Source organism: Rhodococcus sp. IEGM 1341 (genome assembly GCF_030056895.1).
Taxonomy (GTDB): Bacteria; Actinomycetota; Actinomycetes; order Mycobacteriales; family Mycobacteriaceae; genus Rhodococcoides.
The window spans coordinates 320,287-332,184 of record NZ_JASHKV010000003.1; the positions used below are offsets into that span (position 1 = coordinate 320,287).

Here is an 11,898-nt window from a genome sequence, read left to right on the forward strand (position 1 = left end):
ACCGCACGTGAGCCTGGTCTTATTGCCTGCTGTCGATGTCGCAGGCGGCGAAGCTGTCCGTCTCGTTCAAGGAGAAGCAGGAAGCGAAACGAAGTACGGGTCGCCTCGCGACGCCGCACTCGCGTGGCAGAACGACGGTGCCGAGTGGGTCCACCTCGTCGATCTCGACGCTGCGTTCGGCCGCGGATCCAACCGCGAGCTGCTGGCGTCGGTCGTCGGCGAGCTCGACGTCAAGGTGGAGCTGTCCGGCGGAATTCGTGACGACGAGTCGCTGCGCGCGGCGCTGGCGACCGGTTGCGCGCGAGTCAATCTCGGCACCGCAGCCCTCGAAGATCCGCAGTGGTGCTCCCGCGCGATCGGCGAGTTCGGTGATCGTGTCGCCGTCGGTCTGGACGTGCTCATCGTCGACGGAGCGCCGCGGTTGCGCGGTCGCGGTTGGGTGAGCGACGGCGGCGACCTCTGGGAGGTTCTCGAGCGGCTCGAGCGCGACGGGTGCTCGCGCTACGTCGTCACCGACGTCACCAAGGACGGCACGTTGACCGGACCCAACCTGGAACTGCTCGCCGATGTGTGTGCCAAGACCGACAAGCCGGTCATCGCGTCGGGTGGCGTGTCCACGATTGCAGACCTGGAGGCGATCGCCGGACTCGTCGACCGCGGGGTGGAGGGATCCATCGTCGGAAAGGCGCTGTACGCCGGACGTTTCACGCTCCCGGACGCCCTCGCCGCGGTGTCTCGGTAACGCAGGAATGACCGTTCCCGAGGACCCGACTCGTCTGCTCGAGATCGCCGGCGGTCTGCTCGACGGCATCCACGATCGGTTCGTCGCCGGCGTCGGCGCACCGAGCGCGGTGCAGAAGGGCCCCGACGACTTCGCCACGGCGGTGGACCTGGAACTCGAGCGGCGGCTCGGTGCGGAATTGTACGAGGCCACCGGAATCGCCGTTCACGGTGAGGAGTTCGGGGGACCGGACCTGAACTCGGGACTCGTCTGGGTGCTGGACCCGATCGACGGGACCTTCAACTACTCGTCGGGATTGCCCTCGGCCGGAACGTTGTTGGCGTTGCTCGACGACGGCGAGCCGGTGCTCGGGCTCACCTGGCTGCCGTTGGTGGATCAGCGTTTCGGCGCTGTGGCAGGCGGGCCCCTGCTGCTCAACGGTGTCGCCCTCCCGGCGCTGAAGCCGAAAGCGTTGCGCGAGTCCATGATCGGGTTCGGTGCGTTCAACGTCGCCAGCCGCGGTTCGCTGCCGGGCCGGTTCCGATTCCGCATTCTCGAAGAGTTGTCGATGCATTCCTCGCGACTGCGGATGCACGGTGCCACCGGAGTCGATCTGGCGTACACGGCCAGCGGAGTACTCGGCGGCGCAGTCGTCTTCGGTCACCGTGCCTGGGACAACGCGGCCGGTGCGCTGCTGGTACGCGCAGCAGGCGGAATCGTGACCGACCTCGCGGGTGAACCCTGGACCGTCGACTCTGCATCGGTCCTGGCAGCCGGGCCAGGAGTGCACGAAGAATTGCTGAAGGTGATCACCGAACTCGGTGATCCCGTCGACTATCTGGAAGGACCGGTGCGATGAGCGTCGCGGTCAGAGTGATTCCGTGCCTCGACGTCGACGCCGGACGGGTCGTCAAGGGAGTCAACTTCGAAAACCTCCGTGACGCAGGCGATCCCGTGGAGCTCGCGGCCGCCTACGACGCGCAGGGTGCCGACGAACTGACCTTCCTCGACGTCACCGCGTCGACCTCGGACAGGGGCACGATGCTCGACGTCGTCAGCCGCACCGCCGAGCAGGTCTTCATCCCGCTCACCGTCGGCGGGGGAGTGCGCACCGTCGCCGATGTGGATCGGCTGTTGCGAGCCGGGGCGGACAAGGTCAGCGTCAATACCGCTGCGATCGCCCGACCGGAGTTGTTGCGCGAGCTCAGCGAACGGTTCGGCTCACAGTGCATCGTGCTCTCGGTCGACGCCCGAACCGTCCCTCAGGGGCAGCAGGACACCCCGTCGGGCTGGGAAGTCACCACGCACGGCGGCAAACGCGGCACCGGCATCGACGCCGTCGAATGGGCAGTACGCGGTGCAGAACTGGGCGTCGGGGAGATCCTGCTCAATTCGATGGACGCCGACGGAACGAAGGCCGGATTCGATCTGCCGATGATCGCCGCCGTTCGGTCTGCGGTGCACGTGCCGGTGATCGCCAGCGGTGGAGCCGGTAGCGTCGAGCACTTCTCGCCGGCAGTGCACGCCGGAGCGGACGCCGTTCTTGCCGCGAGTGTCTTCCACTTCGGCGATCTCACCATCGGCCAGGTCAAAGATGCGATGCGCGCCGAGCACATCGTCGTTCGATAGCGAAGAGGATTTTCGATGACACTCGACCCGACGCTGTCCGCGCGGCTCAAGCGCAACGAGGCCGGGCTGTTCAGCGCTGTCGTGCAGGAAAGATCCACCGGTCAGGTACTCATGGTTGCCTGGATGGACGACGAGGCACTCGCTCGAACCCTCGACACCCGTAAGGGCACCTACTACTCACGGTCCAGGCAGCAGTACTGGGTCAAGGGTGAGACGTCGGGTCACACGCAGTACGTGCACGAGGTTCGACTCGACTGCGACGGTGACACCGTGCTGCTGGTCGTCGATCAGGTCGGCGCGGCATGCCACACCGGCACACATACCTGCTTCGACGCCGACGTCCTGTTGGGACCCGACACTCAGGCGTGACCGGTCCCCGCTGCTATTCCCTTGTCCAACTGCGCCAGCAGAGTCGAACTCAGGGTCCCGAGCTGCTCGACCTCCGCGTCGGACAGACCCTCGAACACGAGCGACTGCACCGTGCCGACGTGCCCGGGTGCCGATTCCACGACCTTGGCCATACCTGCGTCGGTCAGCACCGCATAGGATCCCCGGCTGCCCGGGATGCTCTCGCGCTCGACCCACCCGGCCTTCTCGAGCTTCGTCACCACGTGTGACAGGCGCGAGAGCGACGCATTCGCGTACTCGGCCAGATCGCGGAGTTGGATCCGCCGCTGGGGATTCTCGCTGACCGTCGCGAGGACGAAGTAGTCGAAGTGGGTCAGCTGCGAATCGCGCTGCAGCTGAGCGTCCAACGCTGCCGGCAACCGAGTGACCAGCGCGACGAGTGATCGCCAGGCCTCCTGTTGACTCTCGGTGAGCCAACGGGGATCCACCGTGTGTTGCGGTGTCGCCGACGTGTTCATCGCGGGGAACCTCTCGATCGAGTTGGTTGTCGCCTGCACATGATGCCTCGAGGTTCCCCCCACCCGAGGCATCGCGTCGGACAGTGCTCTAGCTGCGATGTGCCCGCAGGTACTCCAGAGCCTTGTCCGCATGGGCTTCGAACCGTACTTCGCTCGAGAAGGTCTCGAGTACCTTCCGGTCGGTGCCGATCACGAACGTCGCGCGTTTGACCGGGGAGAGCTTTGCCAGCAGACCGCGCTTGACGCCGAATGCGGTGGCGACACTGCCGTCCTCGTCGGAGAGCAGCGGGTAGTCGAAGGACTTGGCGGCGGCGAACTCGGCCTGCTTGGCGACGGCATCGGCGCTGATGCCGACGCGGGTTGCTCCGACTTCGGCGAACTCCGATGCCAAGTCCCGGAAGTGGCACGCCTCGGCGGTGCAACCGGGAGTGAAGGCCGCGGGGTAGAAGAACAGCACGATCGGACCGTTCGCCAGCAATCCGGTCAGTGTTCGGGTCTCTCCGGTCTGGTCCGGCAGGGAAAAATCGGGAACGAGCTCGCCTGGTTTCATGCTCGGCAGGTTACCGCGGGCACCGACCTTCCTGCCGCACCTGGGAGGATGGAGAAATGCACGGCGAGACGACCACCGACCCCAGCCCCACTCCCGATACCGAGAACTCGGACTCGACCACCTCACGTGAGGTGTTCCGGCATCTCGCCGCAGAGCACCGCGTGGTGCCCGTGACGCGAAAGGTGCTCGCCGACTCCGAGACTCCACTGTCTGCATACCGCAAGCTCGGTGCCGACCGACCCGGAACCTTCTTGCTGGAATCCGCGCAGAACGGCAGCTCGTGGTCCAGGTGGTCGTTCATCGGTGCAGGCGCTCCGGCGTCGCTCACGGTCATCGACGGTGAAGCCGCGTGGCGCGGCAACGTCCCCGCGGGCGTGCCGAGCGGCGGTGATCCTCTCGAAGTGCTGGCGCGGACATTGGAGCTGTTGCACTCGGAGCGGCTGCCCGGTCTACCCCCGTTGACCGGCGGCATGGTGGGTTACCTCGGATACGACTCGGTGCGGCGCATCGAAAAACTGCCCGAGCACGCGCAGGACGATCTCGGTGTCCCGGAGATGGTCATGCTGCTCGCCACCGATCTCGCGGCCGTCGACCACCACGAGGGTGCGATCACCCTGATCGCGAACGCGGTGAACTGGAACGGCACCGACGAGCACGTCGACGAGGCGTACGACGACGCCGTGCGTCGTCTCGATCGCATGTGTGCGGACCTGTCGAAGCCCGCAGCCTCCACCGTCTCCACCGTGTCCAGGCCTACGCCGCAGTTCCGGCGGCAGCGCACGTCCGAGGGCTTCGGTGCCGACGTCGCTCGCCTGGTCGAGGAGATCGAAGCAGGGGAGGCGTTCCAAGTTGTGCTCTCTCAGCGTTTCGAGATGGACACCGATGCGTCACCCCTCGACGTCTACCGAATGCTGCGCGCCTCCAATCCCAGCCCGTACATGTATCTGATGCACGTCCCGGGCGAGAACGACGAGACGGCGTTCTCCATCGTCGGATCGAGCCCCGAGGCGTTGGTGACGGTGGTCGACGGTCTGGCCACCACGCATCCGATCGCGGGTACGCGTTGGCGCGGCACGTCCGAGGAAGAGGACGTGCTGCTCGAGAAGGACCTGCTCGCCGACGAGAAGGAGAACGCCGAGCACCTGATGCTCGTCGATCTGGGCCGCAACGATCTCGGACGCGTCTGCGCTCCCGGCACCGTTCGCGTGAGCGACTACCGCCACATCGAGCGATACAGCCACGTCATGCATCTGGTGTCGACGGTCACCGGACGGTTGTCCGAGGGCAAGCGCGCCCTCGACGCGGTCAAGGCCTGCTTCCCGGCAGGCACCCTCTCCGGGGCCCCGAAAGTGCGCGCGATGGAACTGATCGACGAGCTGGAACCGACGCGACGCGGCATCTACGGCGGCATCGTGGGCTACCTCGATTTCGCGGGGGACGCCGACACGGCCATTTCGATTCGGACCGCTCTGATCAAGGACGGCACCGCCTACGTTCAGGCCGGGGCAGGCGTCGTGGCCGACTCGGTTGCGGAGTACGAGGACGACGAGGCACGGAACAAGGCGATGGCGGTGCTGGGAGCCGTCGCGGCAGCGGAATCGCTCCGTGAGGTCGGCGGCCGATGACCGAGCGATCCGGTCGCCGCGGGTCGGCCGCTCTTCCCGTCGCGCTTCTGGTCGTTGCAGCGGCGTGCCTGTGGGGCGCGTCGAGAATGACCTGGGTTCGGGTGACGTCGTTCGACGGCCTCGGTGAGAGCCGGACCGACGAGCTGCTCGGCAGCACCTGGGCTGCTGCCACGACGCCGCTCGCGCTCGTGCTGGTGGCAGCGATCGCAGCGTCGTTCGCCGTGCGAGGGTGGGCCTCTCGGGTGCTGGCCCTGTTGATCGCCGTTGTAGCCGTGGCGGCCGCGATTCCGGCAGTTCGACTGCTCACTGCCGGGGCTTCGAATTCCGAATCCGCGGCGCTGGCTGAGCTTCCTGCACGCGCCCAGGTCTCGATGACGGACGTCTCGATTCTGCCGGCGATCGTCACCCTCGTCGGTGCAGTCTGCGCCTTCGCTGCTGCTGTGGTGTCGATTCGGAAAACGTTTGCGCCGCAGGTACTCTCGTCCAAGTACGACGCCCCGGCGGTGCGTCGCGACGAGGTCGCTCGGCGCGCGCGCACCACGGCATCCGGTGCCGGCGCGGAGGACGAGGGAGAGGACCTCACCGAACGCATGATGTGGGACGCGCTCGACGCAGGCGAAGACCCTACCGACGAGTCCGGTACCCGGCGTTCGTCGGATTGAAACGGACCTCTACGCTAGGTCCGACCCCGATGAGATTCCTCACATCGGACGTCGACGCTCAGAAAGGACTGGGGGCACCATGACTGTTCTCGACTCGATTCTCGACGGTGTGCGAGCCGACGTGGCCGCGCGTGAATCGGTGGTCGATTTCGCCGCCGTGAAAGCAGCAGCGAAAGCAGCCCCGGCCCCCCTCGACGCGGCAGCTGCCCTCCGTGAGGACGGCATCGGCGTCATCGCCGAAGTGAAGCGGGCGAGCCCGTCCAAGGGCGCGTTGGCAGACATCGGTGATCCGGCTGTTCTCGCTCGCGCATACGAGCAGGGCGGCGCTCGCATCATCAGCGTTCTCACCGAGGAGCGTCGGTTCCACGGTTCACTCGCGGACCTCGACGCGGTCCGTGCCGCCGTCTCGATTCCCGTGCTGCGCAAGGATTTCATCGTCGGTCCGTACCAGATCCACGAGGCTCGGGCCCACGGTGCCGATGTCATCCTGCTGATCGTCGCGGCACTGGAACAGGATGCGTTGACCTCGTTGCTCGACCGCACCGAGTCGTTGGGTATGACTGCGCTCGTCGAGGTGCACACCGAGGCCGAAGCGGATCGCGCCCTCGAAGCCGGTGCCAGCGTCATCGGTATCAACGCCCGCAATCTGAAGACGCTCGAGATCGACCGTGACAGCTTCGGCCGTATCGCGCCCGGGTTGCCCAGCGAGATCATCCGTATCGCGGAGTCCGGGGTGCGGGGCACTGCAGATCTGCTCGCCTACGCCGGTGCCGGTGCCGACGCGGTACTCGTCGGCGAGGGCTTGGTCACGGCAGGGGATCCACGCACGGCCGTCTCGGACCTGGTGACGGCGGGAACGCATCCGTCGTGCCCCAAGCCCGCACGCTGACCCGAGCGCGGCTGCGGTCCGCCGTTGGGGCACACTGGACCGGTGAGCACCAGCAATTCTTCTTCCACCACGGACGCCCCGCAGGCAGTCCGTTTCAAGGGCGCTGATCTGCCGCAGAGCAGCATCGGCCTCACCGATCGCAGCGCGCACGAGCCCGATGTGGGTGGCCACTTCGGCGTCTACGGCGGCAGATTCGTGCCCGAGGCTCTGATGGGTGTGATCGAGGAAGTCACCGCCGAGTACGAGAAGGTGCGCAGCGACAACGAGTTCCTCGCTGAACTCGACCGACTGCAGCGCGACTACACCGGTCGCCCGTCACCGGTCTTCGAGGCGACACGGCTGTCCGAGCACGCAGGCGGCGCTCGTATTCTGCTCAAGCGAGAAGACCTCAACCACACCGGTTCTCACAAGATCAACAACGTTCTCGGCCAGGTTTTGCTCGCCAAGCGGATGAGCAAGACTCGTGTCATCGCGGAGACAGGTGCCGGTCAACACGGCGTCGCGACCGCCACGGCCTGTGCGCTGATGGGTCTCGACTGCGTCGTCTACATGGGCGAGGTCGACACCGAGCGCCAGGCCCTCAACGTCGCACGAATGCGTTTGCTCGGGTCGGAAGTCGTCGCAGTGAAGTCCGGTTCACGCACTCTCAAGGACGCGATCAACGAGGCGCTGCGCGACTGGGTCACCCACGCGGACAACACGTATTACTGCTTCGGCACTGTCGCCGGGCCGCACCCGTTCCCGGTCATGGTGCGCGACTTCCAACGCATCATCGGCCTCGAAGCGCGGCAGCAGGTGCTCGCGTCCACGGGCAGGCTGCCCGACGCCATCGCTGCCTGCGTCGGAGGTGGCTCCAACGCGATCGGCATCTTCCATGCCTTCATCGACGACGCCGACGTTCGACTGATCGGTTTCGAGGCGGCAGGTGACGGCGTCGAGACGGGTCGCCACGCCGCGACCATCAGCGGTGGAACCCCCGGAGCGCTGCACGGTGCGTACTCGTATCTGCTGCAGGACGAGGACGGTCAGACCGTCGATTCCCACTCCATCTCGGCGGGGTTGGACTACCCGGGCGTCGGTCCGGAGCATTCGTACCTGCACGACATCGGGCGCGCCGAGTACCGCGGCATCACCGATACCGAAGCCATGAACGCCTTCAAGCTGCTGTGCCGCACCGAGGGCATCATTCCGGCGATCGAGTCCTCGCATGCCATCGCCGGTGCATTGACACTCGGCAAGGAGCTGGGCGAAGGTGCGATCATCCTGGTCAACCTGTCCGGGCGTGGCGACAAGGACGTCGACACCGCGGCCGAATGGTTCGGGCTGATCGACGGAGACGGCGAAGCGAACGTGGACGACGAAGTGGGTATCAAGCCATGAGCAACAACGACTCTCGCCTCTCCGGGACCTTCGCGCAGTGCCGCGCCGAAGGGCGCGCAGCACTCGTCGGATACCTACCCGCGGGTTTTCCGACCGTGCCGCGCTCGGTCGAGGTGTTCAAGACCATGGTCGACGCCGGATGCGACCTCGTCGAGGTCGGTATTCCGTATTCCGATCCCGTGATGGACGGCCCCACGATTCAGGCCGCAGCCGACGTTGCGCTGCGAGCCGGTGCTCGGGTCAAGGACGTGTTCGCAGTGACCGAGCAGGTCTCTGCCGCGGGCGGAAAAGCGGTCGTCATGACCTACTGGAACCTGGTGCTCAAGTACGGCATCGAGAACTTCGCGCGGGACCTCGCAGGCGCGGGTGGGCTCGGAATCATCACTCCGGATCTCATTCCCGACGAGGCGCAGGAATGGATCGAGGTCTCGAACCGCTACGAACTCGACCGAATCTTCCTCGTCGCGCCGTCGTCGACCGAGGAGCGGCTCGTCAGCACCGTCGAAGCCAGTAGCGGCTTCGTCTACGCGGCCTCGACGATGGGCGTCACCGGAGCCCGCGACGCGGTGTCCTCGATGGCCCCCGCGCTCTCGGCGCGCATTCGTGAGCACTCCGACATCCCGATCGGTGTCGGCCTCGGTGTCCGTTCCGGTGCGCAGGCTGCCGAGATCGCCCGTTATGCCGACGCCGTGATCGTCGGTTCGGCATTGGTCAGTGCCGTGGACAAGGGACTCGACGCCGTGCGTGACCTGACGACGGAACTCGCCGAGGGTGTCCGTTCCGCTAACGTAGCGTCGTGACTTCGACCGCGATCCTGGCCTACATTCCCAGTCCGCCGCAGGGGGTGTGGCACGTCGGACCGTTGGCTCTGCGGGCCTACGCCCTGTTCATCATCATCGGCATCGTCGTTTCCGTGGTGTGGGGTGATCGGCGCTGGGTGGCCCGAGGCGGAACCAAGGGCACAGTCCTCGACGTCGCAGTCTGGGCCGTCCCGTTCGGGTTACTGGGCGGGCGTCTGTACCACGTCGCAACCGACTGGAAGACCTACTTCGGTCCCGGCGGAAACCCGATCGAAGCGTTGTACGTCTGGAACGGCGGATTGGGAATCTGGGGAGCGGTGTTCCTCGGCGGCGTCGGTGCCTGGATCGCCTGCCGTCGACGCGGAATTCCGTTGCCGGCATTCGGTGACGCTGTCGGCCCACCGATTCTTCTCGCCCAGGCGATCGGCCGCATCGGTAACTACTTCAACCAGGAACTGTACGGCCGTGCCACCACTCAGCCGTGGGGTCTGGAGATCTACGAACGGGTCGACGCCAACGGACGACTCGATCCACTCAACGGAGTCTCGACCGGTTTCGTGGAAAAAGTGGTGCATCCGACGTTCCTGTACGAGCTGTTGTGGAGCGTCGCGGTCGTAGTCCTTCTGGTTCTCGTGGACCGCAAGTACGCGATCGGCCACGGTCGACTGTTCGCGCTGTACGTTGCCGGATACTGCGCGGGGCGGTTCTGGGTGGAGCTCATGCGCGACGACTTCGCCACGACGATCGCCGGTATCCGCATCAACACCTTCACCTCCGCCATCATCTTCGTTCTGGCGGTCGCGTACTTCGTGATTGCCACCAAGGGCCGAGAAGAACCGGCGACGCTGAGGTCGAACGACGACGAGGATCATGAGGTCTCCGAGGTCACCTCGTCGGATCCGACAGGCTCGCGCCCGACGCCGGTCGACGACACCACGGACGCGGGCACCGCCGACGTGCAGCCCGCTGGGAAGTCCGACAAGAAAGCCGAGGAAGAAGGCAGTACGCGTGGTTGATTTCGACAAGACCCCTGGACCCGAGCCCGAGCCGGGTTCCGGCACTGCCGATTCCAGCGACAACGCAACCGAGCCGACCGCGTCGTTCGGCACGCCGTTCGACTACGACGCCACTGCCGAAGCGTCGCTCTCGGAGCCTCCTGGAACCTCGGAGTCCGCGCCCTCGCACGGTCCGACCGGCCCCACGGGTCCGGGGTGGGACACGTACTCGGGTATCGGAAACGGGCCGGGTTGGTCCAGCACGCCGAGCTACCCGGCACCGAGTCCGGACGGCAGTACCGATAATCCGCTGGGTGGATTTCCGCCACCCCCCGGCTACCAGCAGCAGGGTTACGGCCAGCAGAGTTATCCGCAACAGGGGTATCCGCAGCAGGGCTATCCGCAACAGGGGTACGGCCAGCCACAGAATTTCGGTCAGCAGGGTTACCCACAGCCGGGTTATCAACAGCAGGGCTACCCACAGCAGGGGTACGGCCAGCAGGGTTTCCCGCAACAGAGCTACGGCCAGCAGGGCTATGGCGTACCCCCTGGCTACCAGGGCGGACCCGGGTTCGGTGTAGGCCCCGATGCACCGTACGGGCGTGATCCGATGACCGGCGAGCCGCTGTCGGACAAGTCCAAGATCGTCGGTGGCCTGCTGCAGATATTTCTCGGCTGGTTGGGTGTGGGTCGCTTCTATCTCGGCAGTATCGGGATCGGTGTCGCCCAGCTGTTCCTGTTCTTCTTCGGGGTGCTGCTCACCGCAGTGTTCGGCCTCGGACTGATCGTGTTGTTCGGGCTGTTCGTCTGGCACCTCGTCGACGGCGTGCTGATACTGGTGGGCAATGTGACGGACCCTCAGGGGCGAAAACTGAGAGACTGAACCCGTGTTCGCACCGCATCCGCACAAGGGAGCCCGAAGTGAGTGACTCAGGTAAATGGCCGTCCAACGGTTCGCCGGAAGACGGATCCGGTTCGACGGAGCCGACGATCTCGTTCGAGAAGAACACCCCTACAGGATCGGGTCCCGTCTACGGCGCACCCGACCCCAAGTACACGACCCCGAACCACGGCACCCCGAACACCCCTGGTGCCGGTGCCGGTGATCAGGGTCAGCAGTTCGGACCTCCGCCCGGCACCGGTTACCCACCGCCATCCGAGGGTTCCGGCCAGTACGGTGCGCCGCCGCACTATGCGGACGGTCAGTACGGCGCTCCCCAGTACGGCGGTCCTCAGTACGGCGCTCCCCAATACGGTGGTCCCCCGTACGCGGGCGGGCCCGGATACATGGACCCGATGGCTCCGTACGGTCGGCACCCGGTCACCGGTGAGCCGTTCTCGGACAAGCAGAAGCTGACGGCAGGTCTGCTCGGCATCTTGTTGGGCGCGTTCGGAGCGGGTCGCTTCTATCTCAACCAGCCGGGCATCGCGGTGGCGCAGATAGCCGTCACGTGGCTCACCTGCGGTATCGGCGGAATCTGGCCGTTGATCGACGGCATCTTGATGCTCACCGGCAGCGTGCGTGATCAGCACGGTCGACCGTTGCGCGACTGACGATCGCATTCGTCACAGCCGACATTCGTGATTGCATCGATGCGAATGCCAGCTGCTACGATTTCGCCAGCCGGGAGAGATCCCGGATTCTTTCGCGGGCCAGAGCTGTCCCGGTGAATTCCCGATAGGCAGTTCAATTCGGCTCATCCGACCGTTTCGGTCGATCCGAGCCGACCAGCCGACGGGGTTGCCGAGACTTCCGATGCAGGGTCGTAGACACTGCACCG

The 11,898-nt window shown here is 65.9% G+C and carries 14 protein-coding genes; 12 read left to right on the top strand and 2 right to left on the bottom strand.

Annotated elements, in window-relative coordinates:
* The first annotated feature begins 7 nt into the window (after positions 1-7).
* From priA to hisI, 4 genes are read left to right on the top strand one after another with little or no spacing between them, the layout of a single operon-like run.
* On the top strand, positions 8-742 hold the full coding sequence (gene priA / locus QM615_RS10950) for a bifunctional 1-(5-phosphoribosyl)-5-((5-phosphoribosylamino)methylideneamino)imidazole-4-carboxamide isomerase/phosphoribosylanthranilate isomerase PriA (RefSeq protein WP_008715867.1): 735 nt from the start codon (positions 8-10) through the stop codon (positions 740-742).
* Between the two features lie 7 nt (positions 743-749).
* A complete protein-coding gene (locus QM615_RS10955; RefSeq protein ID WP_094640092.1) occupies positions 750-1,580 on the top strand; it encodes an inositol monophosphatase family protein in 831 nt (276 codons plus the stop codon).
* The gene (gene hisF / locus QM615_RS10960) at positions 1,577-2,350 is read left to right on the top strand and encodes an imidazole glycerol phosphate synthase subunit HisF (protein ID WP_068052619.1); all 774 of its coding nucleotides are present in this window, start codon (positions 1,577-1,579) and stop codon (positions 2,348-2,350) included. Before QM615_RS10955 ends, hisF begins: the two co-directional genes overlap by 4 nt.
* Positions 2,351-2,365: 15 nt before the next feature.
* Positions 2,366-2,719, top strand: coding sequence for a phosphoribosyl-AMP cyclohydrolase (hisI, locus tag QM615_RS10965; protein WP_068052616.1), 354 nt, complete (start codon positions 2,366-2,368; stop codon positions 2,717-2,719).
* On the opposite strand, the gene QM615_RS10970 is transcribed toward hisI, so the two are convergent.
* On the bottom strand, positions 2,710-3,216 hold the full coding sequence (locus QM615_RS10970; RefSeq protein WP_068052632.1) for a MarR family winged helix-turn-helix transcriptional regulator: 507 nt from the start codon (positions 3,214-3,216) through the stop codon (positions 2,710-2,712). The genes hisI and QM615_RS10970 overlap by 10 nt on opposite strands.
* An 88-nt stretch (positions 3,217-3,304) precedes the next feature.
* A complete protein-coding gene (locus QM615_RS10975) occupies positions 3,305-3,766 on the bottom strand; it encodes a peroxiredoxin (RefSeq protein ID WP_269593943.1) in 462 nt (153 codons plus the stop codon).
* A gap of 56 nt (positions 3,767-3,822) precedes the next feature.
* Between QM615_RS10975 and QM615_RS10980 the strand changes: the two genes are divergently transcribed.
* The 8 genes from QM615_RS10980 (at position 3,823) to QM615_RS11015 (ending at position 11,671) form a co-directional block, all read left to right on the top strand.
* Positions 3,823-5,391 carry an anthranilate synthase component I gene (locus tag QM615_RS10980; RefSeq protein WP_269593944.1) on the top strand — a complete coding sequence of 523 codons (1,569 nt, stop codon included), beginning with the start codon at positions 3,823-3,825 and terminating at the stop codon, positions 5,389-5,391.
* Entirely contained in the window at positions 5,388-6,053 is a 666-nt protein-coding gene (locus QM615_RS10985; protein ID WP_269593945.1) for a TIGR02234 family membrane protein, read from the top strand. Before QM615_RS10980 ends, QM615_RS10985 begins: the two co-directional genes overlap by 4 nt.
* 79 nt (positions 6,054-6,132) lie before the next feature.
* Entirely contained in the window at positions 6,133-6,942 is an 810-nt protein-coding gene (gene trpC / locus QM615_RS10990; protein WP_037192691.1) for an indole-3-glycerol phosphate synthase TrpC, read from the top strand.
* 108 nt (positions 6,943-7,050) lie between these two features.
* Positions 7,051-8,322 (top strand): tryptophan synthase subunit beta, encoded by a 1,272-nt coding sequence (trpB, locus tag QM615_RS10995; RefSeq protein ID WP_269593999.1) that lies wholly within the window; start codon positions 7,051-7,053, stop codon positions 8,320-8,322.
* On the top strand, positions 8,319-9,122 hold the full coding sequence (gene trpA, locus QM615_RS11000; protein ID WP_269593946.1) for a tryptophan synthase subunit alpha: 804 nt from the start codon (positions 8,319-8,321) through the stop codon (positions 9,120-9,122). Before trpB ends, trpA begins: the two co-directional genes overlap by 4 nt.
* Complete coding sequence (gene lgt, locus QM615_RS11005; protein WP_269593947.1) at positions 9,119-10,138, top strand: prolipoprotein diacylglyceryl transferase; 1,020 nt, start codon at positions 9,119-9,121, stop codon at positions 10,136-10,138. Before trpA ends, lgt begins: the two co-directional genes overlap by 4 nt.
* Positions 10,131-11,000, top strand: a complete 870-nt coding sequence (locus QM615_RS11010; protein WP_269593948.1) for a TM2 domain-containing protein — start codon at positions 10,131-10,133, stop codon at positions 10,998-11,000. The genes lgt and QM615_RS11010 overlap by 8 nt, the downstream gene beginning before the upstream one ends.
* Positions 11,001-11,038: 38 nt before the next feature.
* Entirely contained in the window at positions 11,039-11,671 is a 633-nt protein-coding gene (locus tag QM615_RS11015) for a TM2 domain-containing protein (protein ID WP_269593949.1), read from the top strand.
* The last annotated feature ends 227 nt before the right edge of the window (positions 11,672-11,898 follow it).